A 16,054-nucleotide genomic window follows, 5' to 3' on the forward strand; every position below is an offset into this window, starting at 1 on the left:
AAATAATAAAGTAGGAATATGTATCCCAGTGATATAGTGGAAGAAGAAAGGATACATTTAGCTCCATTTGTTGGTCCTTGCAAGATAGGACGGTCACGTAAACATAATATAAGAGATATAATTAATGGCATTCGTTACGTAATTAGGAGTGGTTGTCAGTGGGGATTATTACCTAAAGATTTTCTCCCATGGCAAACAGTATATGACTATTATTTACGTTGGCGTAAGAATGGTAGATGGCAAGAAATACATGATAGATTAGTCCAAAAAGTAAGGGAGAAAGAAAGTAAGAAATCCACTCCTACTGTAGGGATTATAGATAGTCAGTCTGTTAAGACTACCCAAAAAGGGGAGCTAGAGGATATGATACAGGCAAGAAGATTAAGGGTAGGAAACGCCATATAGTTACAGATACACTTGGTTTAGTATTATCATGTGAAGTACATTCAGCAGGTATACAAGACAGAGATGGTACTAAAAATGTAATAATCAAGGCAAAAGCAAAATATCCTAGTATTATCAAATTTTTTGCAGATAGTGGTTATGCTGGAGCATTACAAATTTGGTGTTTTTTAACTGTAAGAGCATTACTGACAATTTCTCGTAAAATTGTTGATCAAGTGGGGTTTAAAGTGATTCCCAAGCGTTGGATAGTTGAACGTACTTTTGGCTGGCTCAATAATTTTCGTCGTATGAGTAAAGACTATGAGCATAACTATAAAACTTCTGAACATATTATTTATATCAATATGATTACACTTATGCTTAAAAAATTGACTAAACCTTAATTTCAAGACAGACTCTGAGATATTAATGATAAATCAGAATTAAATGAAGAAATTATTGAATTGTTAAGCATAGATAATGAATCAATATTTAGGAAAGAACTAGGTTATTTTTTATGGAACTACAATATTCCGGATGAATTGTTTATTTGTAGAAGTCAAGATTTGATCTTACAGACACTATAAAAATTATATCTGAATATCTGATAAATTATGACTGTCAGATGAGTATTCAAGATATAAGATTTCATTGTTCTTTTCAATAGCTAATTTCTTACTATCCTTAAAAGTTTGCATAGGCGTTTTACCATAACAATATTTTCCTGAATGTGGTCGCTCATTATTGAAATGCTCTAACCAAATATCAAGATCTAATTGTAAATCATCAAGATCAGTGTAGATCTTTTTCCGCATAGCTGTATCAAAGAATTCTTGTTTCATAGTTTTATTAAAACGTTCACACATACCATTTGTTTGAGGAGAATATGCTTTAGTAATAGTATGTTCTATACCTTCGATACCATAGTACCCTACAATTTTGTAGAGATATTGAAGAAAGGTTGATTTAAAGGGTAATAAAGTAGTATAAGGTGGATTTTTTGGAAAACAATGCACCAAATACTACTTCGAGAATTAATTTTATGGGACTGTTGCGAGATGAGAGGGTAGCAGGTATAATCAGGAGTTTCGCACTTAGGAAAATTGCATATCAGTTAGAAGCCATCTAATGTTATTCTGAATTGATGTTTTTATAACTTCCCAAGTTTGTTGATATAAAGTAATTTTTTCATTTATCCTCCTTTTGTTCATATCAAGCCATGCCAATACAGCAAGGCAAATATGATTTCTTTGAGCTCGACCCGTGCGTGCCTGACAGCTTTCAATACCACAAGTTTGTTTTAATTCTCGATGATAAACTTCTATAGACCAACGTGCCTTAACAATTTTCTCTATTTGCTCACGTGTAGGGTTTTCTAAATTAGTTGTTATGTAATCAATGCGACCATTTTTTGCCACAAACTTAAATACCGTTACCCAACCGTATCCACGTAGATGAATTTTTAGCCCTTCATCGGGAATCTCCAAAGTGTCCAAGCTAACATTACGATTAACTTTTCTATTTCTTCTTAGGTTAGTAACCCATATCCAACCTAAATTACGTATATGTTTTAAATTATCCAAACCACTATACCAAGCATCCATGACTATGGCATCAGGATTGATACCTCTTTCTTTAGCTAAAGTAAGCATATCACAAAAATGCTCGTTCTTTGTTTTGCCATCAGTTTCTTTATCATATATTCTATAATCTACAGGAGTAGATTGATCAATTTGAGTATTGTAATGCAGTAAGTTTACCATTCCTATACCAGGTATAACATCATGTACAGCCCCAGAATATTGATACTTTACAAGCTCGATCCTCTTACTGTATTGCTTTGACAATAAGGTGTCATCTCCTACTAATAAACAAGGCTCCTCTAGATCAAGATATTTTGACACTTTGCTATAGATTTCGCTAGGGCGAAAATCTTTACTCTTTAACCATCGACTTGCACTATCGTGCGATAGATCTACTGGGCTTACTTCAGATAATGCTTTGCCAGTATATCTTACACTACTTGCTTGTAAAAACGATTGATATAAATCTTTGCTACATTTTGATCTTGTCATTTTTATCTAAAACTATTTTTCTCTAGATTACCATATTCTTTGCTAAGAGCCTATCTTGAAAGACGAATATGCTCATTAAATAGTACTGCAACATATTACTTTAGCACTGTTTGATGTATCAAAAAATTTACAATTTTTAGCAAAATTACTGCTTTTTTATACAAATTGTAAACTGCTTGCTATGAATTAGTGTATTGTTTTTGTTCTCAATACACTTTCAAGACAGGCTCTAAGTGCGAAACTCCTGATAATAAAAAAATAAAAAATATGTTTATATGTCAGAGTATCAAATGCTAATGGTAAGTTTAGATGAGTTAGTAAATGCGGATCATCAATATCGTAAATTCAAAAGTTTATTCAAATTCAAAGCAGTTGAAGCTGAGTTATTAGCATTAGAATGCGAAGCTAATTATAAAGGATATGGTATAGAGAGGCTGTTTAAATGTTTGCTGCTACAATTTATGGAAGACTTATCTGATCGGGAATTAGAACGTTATTTAGCTGATAGCACAGCGGCGAAATGGTTTTGTAATTTTGCTCTTACAGAAAAGACACCTGATTATAGTGTATTTAGTAAAATACGTAAAAAAATAGGTACTAATTTACTATCAAAAATATTTACAAAATTCCGCGATCAACTACGAGTACAAGGCTATATGGGTGAAGTATTTACCTTTGTAGATGCTTCTCATTTAATCTCAAAAGCTAATCTCTGGGAGGAACGTGATAAACTAAGAGCACAAAAATATGATAAATTGAATAATGAGACTTTGCCTAAGGTTGCAAAGGATAAACAAGCCAAAATTGGCTGTAAGGGAGGGAATAAATTTTGGTATGGTTATAAAAAACATGTGAGTGTTGATATTCAATCAGGCATGATCAATAAGGTTGCAGTTACCCCTGCAAATGTTACCGATAGAAAAGGTTTTAAGCATGTTATGCCAAGTTCTGGTGCTACATATGTTGATAAAGGTTATTGTACAATCTCTACCAAGAATGCAGCAGCTAAAAAGGGAGTCCATCTTTGTGCAATAAAGAAAAATAATATGAAAGATAAGAATTTTGACCTTGATAAATATTATACGAAAATCAGAGCACCTTTCGAGATGGTATTTTCAAAAGATAATAAGCGGGTTAGATATATAGGAATTGCCAAAAATCAATTCTCCGAATTTATGAATGCCATATGTTTTAATTTAAAACGATTAGTGGTTTTAACAACTTTAATGGCTTAAAGAAATTTATTAATAAAAATTCTAACTCTGTAAACAAATCTCTATTAAATTACTACACTATTGAATAACATTTATCTCTATATTAAACAGAATTTCTTTTTTAAAATATTTATTACCTCCTTTCCTCTTATTTTACTATCAAAAATTATCTTTCAACGACCCCTTTATATATAGATGGAAATAAATCAAGATTAAAATGTTTGTCTGGAATGATAATCAGTCTAATGACTGGAAGTTCTATTTATCAAAAAGGTTTAGCCCTTGGTATTGTAGGTGATGCTAAAATATCATCAAAAACCCATAGGATTTATCGTTTTTTGAAAGAATTTACTTTTGATTATATGAAAGTTGCATCATTGATATTAAGCTTTTTTTGTATACAAAACTTACGCTATGAGTGGAAGAGTGATAAATTATTGTAAGAATAATTAAACATGTCAAAGAGGAACAGATTGCAAGCAATACCAATTAATAGAACAGATTACTGTCAATTTTTAACAATTAGCCAAAAGAATTATAGTTTAACCTACTACGCTGAACATGCCAAGAAATGTAGCCATGATGTTATTAATAGATTTTTAGAAAATGAAAAATATACTCCTTCTTTGTTATGGGAACACATTAAGAATGATGTTATCTTTTCATCTAACGGATATACAATATTTGATGATACGGTGTTAAACAAAAGGAACACAAAGAAAATAGAGGTTGCTAGATCGCAGTATAGTGGAGCTACAGGTGGAGTTACTACCGGTATAGGAGTAGTGAGTCTTGTATATTATAACCCCGATATTGATAAGTTTTGGGTAATAGATTATCGCATTTTTTCATCTGATCATGATGGAGCGACGAAACTAGATCACCTACTAAAGATGTTCAATAATGCTGTTTATAGTAAAAAGATTCCTTTTCAAACTGTACTTTTTGACACATGGTATGCTACACACAAAATTATGCAACATGTTGACTCCTTGGGCAAATATTATTATGCCCCTATTAAAGCCAATAGAAATGTTAGTAAAACGTGTGATTACGAGCCTTATAAAGCTGTTAGCAAGTTGACGTTTTCAGATGAAGAAATTAAGAATGGAATGGAGATTCATATAAAAGGATTTGCCAAAAATAAGCATGTTAATTTGTTTAAATTTACTGTTTCTACCAACAGAGTTGATTATGTTGTTACCAATAACAAAACTCAAAAATCTTCTAAAGCTGCACAAGATGAGTTTGGCTTGCGATGGGTAATTGAGAGCATGCATAGAAAAATTAAGCAACTGACTGGTATAGAACGTTGCCAATGCAGAAAACAGCGTATCCAACGTAATCACATTAGTTGTGCATTTCTAGTTTGGGCTTTTCTCAAAAGAACTGCAAATAAAATAGGTAAAACGGTCTACCAAATAAAGTTAGGGCTTTTAGATGACTATATGCAACAACAGCTTCGTTCTCCATCTTTACGATATTTAGAACCAAACATAGCGTAAGTTTTTGTATAGAAAATTATGTTGTAGCAATAGATTGAACAAACTGGAAATTTGGGAAATCAGATATTAATATTTTATTTTTAGTAATTATAATTGGTAAAATATCAGTGCCAGTGTACTGGAAATCTTTACCGCATGGTGGGGTATGTTCTGGAGAATTGATGGGAGAATTTTTACAGAAATTTATTAAAAATTTGGGTGTTGAAAAAATAAAGTATTTGCTTGCTGATCGGGAATTTATGAATAAAGAATGGTTAAATTTTCTGATAAATAATCACATAAAATTTGCTATTCCCTTAAAAAGAGATAACAAAATTCGCCTTGAAAAAAGTTTAAAAACTCTAAGCATTGTAAAAATATTTAATGATCTTAAAGCTTTAGAATATAAGGTTTGTAGCGGTGTATTGTGGGATAAAAAAGTTAATTTTGCTGCATATAAAAACGATAAAAGTGAACTAATGGTGTTGGTATCATCCATTGAGATTGAAGTTGATATTTTCGCTTTATATAGATATCGATGGTCAATCGAACGGTTGTTTAAGCATCTTAAAAGTGGTGGTTTTGATATTGAAAAAAGTCATTTAGTAAATTTGGACAGATTTGAGAAATTATTAGTGGTAGCTGCTATCAATTCAGCCTTAATAATCAAGAATGGATTAATACAAAATGCACTAAATCCAATTCGTATAAAAAGCTATAAAACCATTGAAAAACAACTATTTTCATTATTTACTTATGGCTTTGATTATATTAAAAATGCCTTCTATCAATCTATAATAGCTATAACTCAACTCATAGATACCTTATTACTACCTCCAAAAAAAGAGCTTTTTCACACTCTCAACGCCCCATTACAAAAATTGTAGGGTACTATGGTATAGAACATACTATTACTAAAGCATATTCTCCTCAAACAAATGGTATGTGTGAACGTTTTAATAAAATTATGAAACAAGAATTCTTTGATACAGCTATGCGGAAAAAGATCTACACTGATCTTGATGATTTACAATTAGATCTTGATATTTGGTTAGAGCATTTCAATAATGAGCGACCACATTCAGGAAAATATTGTTATGGTAAAACGCCTATGCAAACTTTTAAGGATAGTAAGAAATTAGCTATTGAAAAGAACAATGAAATCTTATATCTTGAATACTCATCTGACAGTCATAATTTATCAGATATTCAGATATAATTTTTATAGTGTCTGTAAGATCAAATCTTGACTTCTACAATTTATCAATTCTTTATAAGTAATATCTTGTGGATGATTTTCTAGCCACTTAGTAAATAAATATTTTCGCATTTCTAAAATATTTAGATTATTACCTCCTCTTTTTACAGGATTTTGCGGGATGACAGCTAAGCTTAAGATATCAATTAAGTTTAAACCTTTCAGATCACGATTAAAATAAATATAACTACTCGCCGATATCCCTTCAATATTACTACCATAAGGTACTAAGTTTAGATAAGCCGTTAAAATCTCATTTTTTGAGCAATGTAACTCTATGTGAATAGCTTTGATAATTTGATAAATTTTACCAAAAATAGTAGAGGAATTTATCCCATATTTTAGACGAGCTACCTGCATTGTTATGGTAGAGCCACCTATTTTACGATCATTTTTTAGATAAGTAGAATAAAAAGCTTTGATTAAAGAGATAGGATTAATACCGAAATGTTTATAAAAATGCTTATCTTCATATAGCAATACTGCTTCTATAAAGCTCTGCGGCACTTCATCAAGCGGAGTAAATATCCGATATTTATCATCTTTAGAAAGCGAAATACGCATTAACTCACCATTCCTATCGAATACTCTTTGAGAGAAACTTACTTTTTCAAGCAAGGGAGCAGGAGGAATAGCAAAATATAATATGGGGTCGTTGAAAGATAATTTTTGATAGTAAAATAAGAGGAAAGGAGGTAATAAATATTTTAAAAAAGAAATTCTGTTTAATATAGAGATAAATGTTATTCAATAGTGTAGTAATTTAATAGAGATTTGTTTACAGAGTTAGAATTTTTATTAATAAATTTCTTTAAGCCATTAAAGTTGTTAAAACCACTAATCGTTTTAAATTAAAACATATGGCATTCATAAATTCGGAGAATTGATTTTTGGCAATTCCTATATATCTAACCCGCTTATTATCTTTTGAAAATACCATCTCGAAAGGTGCTCTGATTTTCGTATAATATTTATCAAGGTCAAAATTCTTATCTTTCATATTATTTTTCTTTATTGCACAAAGATGGACTCCCTTTTTAGCTGCTGCATTCTTGGTAGAGATTGTACAATAACCTTTATCAACATATGTAGCACCAGAACTTGGCATAACATGCTTAAAACCTTTTCTATCGGTAACATTTGCAGGGGTAACTGCAACCTTATTGATCATGCCTGATTGAATATCAACACTCACATGTTTTTTATAACCATACCAAAATTTATTCCCTCCCTTACAGCCAATTTTGGCTTGTTTATCCTTTGCAACCTTAGGCAAAGTCTCATTATTCAATTTATCATATTTTTGTGCTCTTAGTTTATCACGTTCCTCCCAGAGATTAGCTTTTGAGATTAAATGAGAAGCATCTACAAAGGTAAATACTTCACCCATATAGCCTTGTACTCGTAGTTGATCGCGGAATTTTGTAAATATTTTTGATAGTAAATTAGTACCTATTTTTTTACGTATTTTACTAAATACACTATAATCAGGTGTCTTTTCTGTAAGAGCAAAATTACAAAACCATTTCGCCGCTGTGCTATCAGCTAAATAACGTTCTAATTCCCGATCAGATAAGTCTTCCATAAATTGTAGCAGCAAACATTTAAACAGCCTCTCTATACCATATCCTTTATAATTAGCTTCGCATTCTAATGCTAATAACTCAGCTTCAACTGCTTTGAATTTGAATAAACTTTTGAATTTACGATATTGATGATCCGCATTTACTAACTCATCTAAACTTACCATTAGCATTTGATACTCTGACATATAAACATATTTTTTATTTTTTTATTATACCTGCTACCCTCTCATCTCGCAACAGTCCCAATATTGTACCGCTAATTATTGTAATAAGAAATAGTTTAATCTCTTAGGGTTTAATTCCCCGAAGCTCTGCTTCGTGATATACTAGATGCATGGAAGAAAGCAGTTATATACATAAAAGTCATAATGTCACAGTACTAATATATCATTTAGTAATACCGGCAAAGTATAGAAGAGTAATATTCAATGAGGAACTAGACGATTATTTATGTAAAATTTGTGAGGACATAGAAGCTCGTTATGAAATTAGATTTTTGGAAATAGGAGTAGATAAAGAACATGTACATTTTTTACTACAGTCAATACTAATGTATAGCCCAACAAAAATAACTCAAATCATAAAAAGTATTACATCTAAGGAAATGTTTAAGAAATATCCAAATCTTAAAGAAAAATTATGGGGAAGTGAGTTTTGGAGTAAAGGATATTTTATGAGCACAGTAGGTAAACATGGTGATGAGCGGAAATTACGTAATTATGTAAAAAATCAAGGTTCAGGCAAACCTTCTTATAAAGCATTTCAACAAAAACAGTTAAAACTTTTTGGATAGATACCTCGTAGCTCTGCTGCGAGGAGTATCATTTTTAAGGGACAAAATAAATAGCCTATATAAAAATACATCATTGCAAGGATTTGTAAGATTTTCCACATGGATCGAGAGTCGTCACTGCGAAGAAAAACTGAAAGTTTTGACGAAGAAATCCAGTTGAAAAATGCTAACTTTTAGCATTTTTATTATTTTTTCTGGATTGCCACGCTCCTTACTGTCGCTCGCAATGACGCACCTCGATCCAAGCAACAAACCTTAAACAAGGATGACATAACAATAACTATACAACATTATAAAGCATCTTTTCAAGTTCCTCTAAACGTTGTTCTATTCTTTCAATATCTTCTTCTGTTGCGGGGTTTTCTAATAAATGTGCAACTTCATCTTTAAGAGTATTTATCTCTTTTTCAACGGAATCTAGCGTAATATTGTTGATGGCTTTTTTGTTTTGATTTGACATTTGATGACTCCCGATTAATTAAACCACCAAAGAAAATCTCAGGTGATTGGGGAGTTAGAAGAACCGTCGTAGAAACAGTTATAATAGCTTTTAGGTTTAAAGTTATGCACTTTAAACCCTGAACATATGCTATTATCTCCCCAACCATAAAGTTGAGGAGCATTTTTAAATGGATAATGCTAACCATCTACGTTAAAGGACTTCTACATCCCAGAAAAGCTTAATAGCCGTTCCGATTACGATTCTATATGTGACTACGAAAGTCAATAAGTTTATAGGTTGAATGTAATTTCCGCTTCTGTCACACTGTAGCGGCACTGTTGCGTGGATACTAAGTCGTCTGAGCTACGCGAATGAAATGAGCTTGGCAATCCAGAAAAAATAATCCACGCTGGCAATGCCTCCCGTGACTTGGGAACTAGAACCAGTAATAAAAATATATTAATTATTATTTAGCTCTTCTTTCTGCTGCTTATACCAAAGTTCTGCGTAATAGCCTTTTTGTTTCAACAGGGTTTTATGGTTGCCACGCTCGACTATATAGCCATTATCTAAAACAATAATCTCATCAGCGTCGATTATCGTTGATAACCTGTGAGCAATAATTAAGGTAGTATAATGCTCCGATATTTCTTTAAGACTTGCCTGAATTAACTTTTCAGTTTTGGTATCAAGCGAGCTTGTTGCTTCATCAAACACGTATATAGATGGATTTTTGAGTAACGTTCTTGCTATGGCGATACGTTGCTTTTCGCCACCAGAAAGTTTTAAACCACGCTCACCTACTTGAGTTTCATACCCCTCCGGCAGGCTAGTAATAAACTCATGAATATGGGCGTTTTTCGAAGCAGCTATAACCTCATCATAGCTAGCCGAATTATCACCATAAGCGATATTGTAATATATTGTATCATTGAACAGGACAGTATCTTGTGGCACGATTCCAATAGCTTTGCGAAGCGAGCTTTGTGTAACTCCTCTTATATCCTGCCCATCTATAGTAATACTGCCACTATTAATATCGTAGAATCTGAAAAGCAAACGTGAGATAGTCGATTTACCTGCTCCGCTACTCCCAACTATGGCAAGTGTCTTACCGCTATCTATAGCAAAACTGATATTATGCAAAATCGGACGTTCTGGATTATAAGCAAAATTCACTTCTTTAAAAGCAACCTCGCCTTTTGATATAATCAGCTCTTTAGCATCTTTAGCGTCCTCTACTTCTTTTGGTATATCTAAAAGATTAAACATATCTTCCATACCGACTAGGGCGTTCTTAATTTCCCTATAAGCAAAACCAAGTATTGAAAGCGGAATTGATAGCTGGAAGAGATAAGTATTAACCATAATTAAATCTCCGACTGTCATTTTACCTTGGTTTATTTTAGTCGCCGATAGTATCATAAGAGCTACAAGACCAAGGGATATTATAACATCCTGCCCTATATTTAAAATTGATAAGCTATTAGTTGTTTTTGTGGCTGATCTTTCATAAATTTGCAATGCTTCATTAAATTTAGAGGCTTCATATTCTTCATTGCTAAAATATTTAACAGTCTCAAAATTCAGCAAGCTATCGATTGCCCTATTATTTGCAGTATTGTCGCTTTGATTCATCTCGCGGGCAAACGAAATTCGCCAAGTACTAATTAGAAAAGTGAAAAGAACATAAATTGACATGGTTACTAGGATAGTAACAGAAAACCAAATACCATATACATACCATAATATCCCGCTTACAAGAATAATTTCTACACTTGTCGGAAGAATATTAAATAATGAATAACGCAGTACCGCTTCTATGCCTTTAGTTCCACGCTCTATTGATCTACTTAAGCCACCGGTTTTTCGGGTAACATGAAACCGCATGCTTAAATTATGCATGTGTTTAAAGACGTTCAGAGCAATAAGCCTAGTCGCTTGATGCCCTACTTTTGAGAAAATAATATTGCGTAACTCATTAAATATTCCAACAAATATTTTAGTCCCGCCATATGCAATAATTATGCCGATAATAACCGAAAGTGCTAGATTTTTATTTAATCCATCTATTACGTATTTATAAACTATTGGTACGAAAATATTTATTGCTTTAGCAAGAAGCAGACAAATAAGTGATGAAATAATACGCAAACGTATGTTAAAATCTTTCGACCATAAATAAGGCAGAAGTGAGTAAAATGAATTTTTATGTTGAGTTTGATTAGTCATTGTTTGGGCTTTATGAATAGGTTTTAACGTCATTGCGAGGAGATGCATAGCAGATGGCGGAGGCAATCTCAGGAATTATACATTATTTCATGAGATTGCCATGCTCACTTTGTTCGCTCGCAATGACGAGTTAGTATCTACGCAAAAATGACATAGAAGTTGCAGTATGAAAAATGTGGCAATACGCTCCTCACAATGATGATAGGTTTCAAGCACCGGCAACAGCTGAATCCTTCTTCGGTTGTCCTTCCAACAACTTATCTAATCTTCTTTCTTTATCAAGATCATATAAATCGTCACAACCGCCTATATGCATACCATCTATAAATATCTGCGGAAACGTTAATCTATCAGGATTATTTAACTTCTTTCTTAATTCTGCTGCATTTGGATCTTGAGCATTCTGAACTTCGATTTCTTGATAAGCAACTTCTTTTTTATCAAGTAGTGCTTTAGCTTTTATGCAATAAGGACAACCGGCAAGGGTGTAAATAATAATAGCGTGTAATATAGCTTTATTCATAATGTTGTACTCTTTTATTTAATTTTAATATATTATCTTAAACTATAATTATTAAAGCAAGAAAAAAGCGATGAACAACTTTTCTATTATATCAGATTATAAACCAGCAGGTGATCAACCGAAGGCAATTGATGAAATTATCAAAGGTTTAAACAGTAAAAAGCGTTCACAGATGTTGCTTGGTATTACAGGCTCAGGTAAAACCTTTACTATGGCAAATATTATAGAAAGAACTAACCGACCAACGCTTATTATGGCACATAATAAAACGCTAGCGGCACAAATTTATTCCGAAATGAAATCGATTTTTCCGAAGAATGCAGTTGAATATTTTGTATCATATTACGACTATTACCAGCCGGAAGCTTACATCCCAAAAACCGACGTTTTTATAGAAAAAGACTCCTCTATTAACGAGCAGATCGATTTGATGCGGCACTCAGCCACAAGATCATTATTAGAGCGTCGCGATGTTATAGTTGTGTCCTCTGTTTCTTGCATTTATGGTCTTGGCTCCCCTGATTTATATTACCAAATGACAGTCAATTTAGAGCCTGGTAAAAGTTACCCTCGTGATAAGCTACTTAATGATTTAGTGAATTTGCAATATGAGCGTAATGATATTGGTTTTGAACGTGGTTGCTTTCGGGTCAAAGGCGATAATGTTGATATTTTTCCATCACACTATAGCGATAAGGCTTGGCGTTTATCATTTTTCGGTAATGAACTTGAGTATATTCACGAATTCGATCCGCTAACTGGCGAAAAACTTGCCAAGCTTGATAAGGCTATAATATATGGTAATTCTCACTTCGTAATGCCGAAAGAGACAGTAAATAAAGCAATATCGGAAATTGAAGAGGAATTGCAAAAACGTATCGCATTCTTAAAATCGCAAGATAAATTACTAGAAACTCAAAGGATTAATCAACGTACCCAGTATGACCTTGAAATGTTAATCGAAACAGGAAGCTGTAAAGGTGTAGAAAATTACTCTAGGTTTTTCTCAGGTCGTAAAGCTGGTGAGCCACCGCCAACTTTGTTTGAATACCTACCAAAAGATACATTATTATTTGTTGATGAAAGCCACGTATCCGTCCCACAAATTAGAGCTATGTATAATGGCGATAGAGCAAGGAAAGAAGTGCTAGTAGAACATGGATTTCGTTTGCCGTCAGCTCTTGATAATAGACCGCTAAAATTTGAGGAATGGGAAAATTTTAGACCGCAAACTGTTTTCGTATCAGCAACCCCTTCACCTTTTGAATTAAATGAAACCGGCGGTGAAGTCGTAGAGCTGATAATTAGACCTACGGGGCTACTTGATCCTGAATGTATTATTAAGCCAGCTACTAATCAGGTTGAGGATTTAGTAGGCGAAATTCAAAGCACCATCGCAAAAGGCTTCCGTGTGCTGGTTACTACTCTTACTAAAAAAATAGCAGAAGATTTAACCAATTATTTGCAGGAGCTTAAATATAAGACTTCTTATTTGCATTCTAACGTCCACACATTAGAGCGTATCGAAATATTAAGGGATTTAAGGCAAGGAACAATTGATATTCTAGTAGGTATTAACTTACTACGCGAGGGTTTAGACATTCCCGAATGCGGCTTAGTTGCCATACTTGATGCTGATAAAGAAGGGTTTTTGCGTTCGGAAGTGTCGCTAATACAAACAATTGGTAGAGCTGCAAGAAATAGCGAAGGAAGAGTTATTCTTTATGCCGATAAAATGACTAAGTCCATCGATAAAGCTATTAGCGAAACGATGCGTAGACGCACAATACAGCAAGAACATAACGAAAAACACGGTATAATCCCAAAAACCATCAACCGCACTATCCATGCTTTAGCAGAGCTTGAAAAGGTAGATATTAAGCTTGATAAAAAACAAACCCATAATTTATTTGATAATCCTGCTAAACTGAAAGCTCATATTGATAAATTACGAAAAGAAATGCTCAAAGCTGCAAGTAATCTTGAATTTGAACAAGCAGCAAAGCTTCGTGATCAACTCAAAACTTTAGAAGCGGCAGCATTAGAATTGAGTTAAATTTACGATAAGTACACTTCTTTATCTAAAGTCCCCTCACTATTATCGATAAGCATAGTAATCGTTGCATCACCGGTAATATTGATAGTAGTACGAAGCATATCAAGTATACGGTCAATACCTGCAATAATTGCTACTCCCTCAATTGGTAGATGTACAGATGAAAGCACCATAGGCAGCATTATTAAAGAAGCTCCTGGAATACCAGCACCACCAATTGAGCCAAGAGTTGAGGTTAGAATAATTACTAAATAATCATGTGGAGCAAGTGTTACTCCCATCATTTGAGCAAAAAAGATAGTGGTAAGCGATAAATTTATAGCAAAACCGTCCATATTAATTGAAGCACCTATCGGCAATACAAACGAAGTACTAGACTCTGAAATTCCAAGTTTCTCACGACAAACTTGCATAGTAGTTGAAAGAGTCGCTTTACTACTTGAAGTGGAAAAAGCAAGTATCTGATACTCAAAGCTTTTCTTATAAAAAGGTATAGGGGATACACGACAAAATATATATATAAGCAAACCGAATACTAGATATTGGAATGTCATAGCCACAACAACTGCTATAACAAGTTTTGAAAGGCTTATCATTACTTCTATACCTTGCGTACCTATAATCCAAGCTGTTAAAGCAAAGGCACCATAAGGTGATAATTGAATAACAAAAGATATCATTTTTAGTACTAATTTTGACATTAAATGTACTAAATCAGTAATAGGTTCTGCTGCTGCTTTCATTTTATTTAAGGTAATACCGACAAAGACGGCAAAGAATACTACTTGCAAAACATCACCATTTGCAAAAGCACCGACAGCATTATCAGGAACTATATTGACAAAAAAATCTATTATATTAAACGATGTTCTTTCAATTTTACTAGAGCCCGAAGGAGAAAAATCTATATGCATGCCTACGCCAGGCTTTAATATTGCAGCAACAGTAAGACCAAAAACCGTAGCAAAGAAAGTAGTTCCTAAAAAGGCTGCTACCGCTTTCATGCCTACCCTGCCAAGTGCAGAAGTATCATTCATACTAGTAATGCCTGAAACCAAGCTAGAGAAAATTAGCGGTGCAATGATCATTTTTATCAAACGTAAAAATATGTCACCTGCCGGCTTAATATAATCAACATATTGCGGTAGGTAAATACCGAATATAATACCGAAGATTAGACCTAAGGTAACTTTTTGCCATAATTTCATTTTTTACTCCGAGTATACTTACTTTATTTTTCGATTTAAATTATTCAACCATAGGTTTACTTACTATTTTGATTAATCCATTCTAAGTATTTTTGAAGACCGCCGTCAATGTTTATTTTTATTATTTGCGGTAATTCATAATTATGAACTTCAAGGATTTTATTTTCAATCTTTTTATAATTAGAAGATTTTGCTTTAATCACAATTCTATATTCTTTTTCTAAAGCTACTTTAGCATCCCATTTAAAGTAACTTTTCACATCATCAATTTGTATACAAGCAGCAAGATCTAACTCTAATAATAGAGAGGCTATTTTTTCAGCAATTTGTAAATCATTAGTCGTGGTCAAAACTAAGCAAAACTCTTGCATGCTTAGACCTCAACAAAACAATTAGGCGTTTCAAATAGTTTTATATTGGTAATAAAGAATTTTTGACTTTCAAAAAGCTTAGGGAAAATCTCGTTTTTTAAATGCATAGCAATATTTTCAGCCGTCGGATTATTCTTCAAATAATATACTTTCTGACCTGTATGACTTTCAATTTTCTGCCCAATTTCTTTATCATCCTGATGCAAGATTAGGCTGTGATCAAAATTCTTATCAACCCAAACTTTAGCTAAATCTTTGATCAAACCGAAATCCGCTACCATACCAAGTTCGTCAGTATCATTTGCTGCTATAGTTATTTCAAGAACATAGCGATGACCGTGCAGATATTGACATTTATTTTGATGACCGATAATTCTATGTCCTGCATCGAACTCAATACGACGAGTACATTTTATCATTAATTATAC

Annotated in this window: 16 protein-coding genes and 3 pseudogenes; 9 read left to right on the plus strand and 10 right to left on the minus strand. The window is 33.0% G+C overall.

Annotated features, from left to right (window positions below):
- The first annotated feature begins 18 nt into the window (after positions 1 to 18).
- Together ACOAL3_RS08440 and ACOAL3_RS08445 are read left to right on the plus strand one after the other, a co-directional pair.
- The gene (locus ACOAL3_RS08440; protein ID WP_419234823.1) at positions 19 to 405 is read left to right on the plus strand and encodes a transposase; all 387 of its coding nucleotides are present in this window, start codon (positions 19 to 21) and stop codon (positions 403 to 405) included.
- A complete protein-coding gene (locus ACOAL3_RS08445; RefSeq protein ID WP_395477655.1) occupies positions 402 to 788 on the plus strand; it encodes a transposase in 387 nt (128 codons plus the stop codon). Before ACOAL3_RS08440 ends, ACOAL3_RS08445 begins: the two co-directional genes overlap by 4 nt.
- A 186-nt stretch (positions 789 to 974) precedes the next feature.
- On the opposite strand, the pseudogene ACOAL3_RS08450 reads toward ACOAL3_RS08445, so the two are convergent.
- Positions 975 to 1,313 (minus strand): annotated as a pseudogene (locus tag ACOAL3_RS08450) (integrase core domain-containing protein); the annotation flags it as partial.
- Between the two features lie 165 nt (positions 1,314 to 1,478).
- Entirely contained in the window at positions 1,479 to 2,459 is a 981-nt protein-coding gene (locus tag ACOAL3_RS08455; RefSeq protein WP_419234551.1) for an IS701 family transposase, read from the minus strand.
- Positions 2,460 to 2,734: 275 nt separating this feature from the next.
- Here ACOAL3_RS08455 and ACOAL3_RS08460 point away from each other — a divergent pair, with 275 nt between their 5' ends.
- The 5 genes and pseudogenes from ACOAL3_RS08460 to ACOAL3_RS08480 form a co-directional block, all read left to right on the plus strand.
- Entirely contained in the window at positions 2,735 to 3,694 is a 960-nt protein-coding gene (locus ACOAL3_RS08460) for a transposase (RefSeq protein ID WP_419234540.1), read from the plus strand.
- Between the two features lie 224 nt (positions 3,695 to 3,918).
- A complete protein-coding gene (locus tag ACOAL3_RS08465) occupies positions 3,919 to 4,116 on the plus strand; it encodes a hypothetical protein (protein ID WP_419234824.1) in 198 nt (65 codons plus the stop codon).
- Positions 4,117 to 4,146: 30 nt separating this feature from the next.
- On the plus strand, positions 4,147 to 5,178 hold the full coding sequence (locus tag ACOAL3_RS08470; protein WP_473198143.1) for an IS701 family transposase: 1,032 nt from the start codon (positions 4,147 to 4,149) through the stop codon (positions 5,176 to 5,178).
- 113 nt (positions 5,179 to 5,291) lie between these two features.
- A complete protein-coding gene (locus ACOAL3_RS08475) occupies positions 5,292 to 6,044 on the plus strand; it encodes a transposase (RefSeq protein WP_419234826.1) in 753 nt (250 codons plus the stop codon).
- A gap of 8 nt (positions 6,045 to 6,052) precedes the next feature.
- Positions 6,053 to 6,376 (plus strand): annotated as a pseudogene (locus tag ACOAL3_RS08480) (integrase core domain-containing protein); the annotation flags it as partial.
- Positions 6,377 to 6,415: 39 nt separating this feature from the next.
- On the opposite strand, the pseudogene ACOAL3_RS08485 reads toward ACOAL3_RS08480, so the two are convergent.
- Positions 6,416 to 6,979: pseudogene (locus ACOAL3_RS08485) on the minus strand (transglycosylase domain-containing protein); the annotation flags it as partial.
- Positions 6,980 to 7,226: 247 nt separating this feature from the next.
- Positions 7,227 to 8,186, minus strand: coding sequence for a transposase (locus tag ACOAL3_RS08490; RefSeq protein WP_419234540.1), 960 nt, complete (start codon positions 8,184 to 8,186; stop codon positions 7,227 to 7,229).
- 149 nt (positions 8,187 to 8,335) lie between these two features.
- On the opposite strand from ACOAL3_RS08490, the gene tnpA reads away from it, so the two are divergent.
- Positions 8,336 to 8,794: an IS200/IS605 family transposase gene (gene tnpA, locus ACOAL3_RS08495; protein ID WP_419234827.1), complete on the plus strand. Its 459-nt coding sequence runs from the start codon at positions 8,336 to 8,338 to the stop codon at positions 8,792 to 8,794.
- 280 nt (positions 8,795 to 9,074) lie between these two features.
- Here the strand turns inward: tnpA and ACOAL3_RS08500 are convergent, their stop codons facing one another.
- The 3 genes from ACOAL3_RS08500 to grxC form a co-directional block, all read right to left on the minus strand.
- Positions 9,075 to 9,254, minus strand: coding sequence for a hypothetical protein (locus ACOAL3_RS08500; protein ID WP_395476616.1), 180 nt, complete (start codon positions 9,252 to 9,254; stop codon positions 9,075 to 9,077).
- A 441-nt stretch (positions 9,255 to 9,695) separates the two neighbouring features.
- Positions 9,696 to 11,468: an ABCB family ABC transporter ATP-binding protein/permease gene (locus tag ACOAL3_RS08505; RefSeq protein WP_419234828.1), complete on the minus strand. Its 1,773-nt coding sequence runs from the start codon at positions 11,466 to 11,468 to the stop codon at positions 9,696 to 9,698.
- 208 nt (positions 11,469 to 11,676) lie between these two features.
- The gene (grxC, locus tag ACOAL3_RS08510; protein ID WP_419234829.1) at positions 11,677 to 11,991 is read right to left on the minus strand and encodes a glutaredoxin 3; all 315 of its coding nucleotides are present in this window, start codon (positions 11,989 to 11,991) and stop codon (positions 11,677 to 11,679) included.
- A 70-nt stretch (positions 11,992 to 12,061) separates the two neighbouring features.
- Here grxC and uvrB point away from each other — a divergent pair, with 70 nt between their 5' ends.
- Positions 12,062 to 14,047, plus strand: coding sequence for an excinuclease ABC subunit UvrB (uvrB, locus tag ACOAL3_RS08515; RefSeq protein ID WP_419234830.1), 1,986 nt, complete (start codon positions 12,062 to 12,064; stop codon positions 14,045 to 14,047).
- 2 nt (positions 14,048 to 14,049) lie between these two features.
- On the opposite strand, the gene ACOAL3_RS08520 is transcribed toward uvrB, so the two are convergent.
- Genes ACOAL3_RS08520 through ACOAL3_RS08530 form a run of 3 tightly spaced genes read right to left on the minus strand, consistent with a single transcriptional unit; the run spans position 14,050 to position 16,045 of the window.
- The gene (locus tag ACOAL3_RS08520) at positions 14,050 to 15,255 is read right to left on the minus strand and encodes a dicarboxylate/amino acid:cation symporter (RefSeq protein ID WP_395476612.1); all 1,206 of its coding nucleotides are present in this window, start codon (positions 15,253 to 15,255) and stop codon (positions 14,050 to 14,052) included.
- Positions 15,256 to 15,311: 56 nt separating this feature from the next.
- A complete protein-coding gene (gene cutA / locus ACOAL3_RS08525) occupies positions 15,312 to 15,626 on the minus strand; it encodes a divalent-cation tolerance protein CutA (protein ID WP_419234831.1) in 315 nt (104 codons plus the stop codon).
- 2 nt (positions 15,627 to 15,628) lie between these two features.
- A complete protein-coding gene (locus ACOAL3_RS08530) occupies positions 15,629 to 16,045 on the minus strand; it encodes a 6-pyruvoyl trahydropterin synthase family protein (protein WP_395476610.1) in 417 nt (138 codons plus the stop codon).
- Positions 16,046 to 16,054 lie beyond the last annotated feature (9 nt).

This window comes from Rickettsia endosymbiont of Nabis limbatus (genome assembly GCF_965196655.1).
In the GTDB taxonomy this organism is placed as follows: Bacteria; Pseudomonadota; Alphaproteobacteria; order Rickettsiales; family Rickettsiaceae; genus Rickettsia.